The sequence below is a fragment of the Corynebacterium sp. HMSC074E01 genome, assembly GCF_001808885.1.
In the GTDB taxonomy this organism is placed as follows: Bacteria; Actinomycetota; Actinomycetes; order Mycobacteriales; family Mycobacteriaceae; genus Corynebacterium.
On sequence record NZ_KV794833.1, the window covers coordinates 1 to 213 of the forward strand.

A 213-nucleotide genomic window follows, 5' to 3' on the forward strand; every position below is an offset into this window, starting at 1 on the left:
TATTTCTGGACCCAGCGGTAGATCGTGGTGTGATCGACCGGCACTCCCCGCTCGGTCATCATCTCTTCGAGGTCGCGATAGCTCACGCCGTAGCGGCAGTACCACCGCACCGCCCACAGGATGATTTCACGAGGGAACTGCCGACCGGAGAAGATGCCCATGGACCTGATTATTCCACGCCGGTCTTCCTACTGCCCCAACTTTGCAACAGCA

General features: G+C 58.7%; 1 pseudogene. It reads right to left on the bottom strand.

Annotated features, from left to right (window positions below):
• Positions 1 to 161, bottom strand: a pseudogene (locus HMPREF2537_RS03745) (IS6 family transposase); the annotation flags it as partial.
• Positions 162 to 213: the final 52 nt, after the last annotated feature.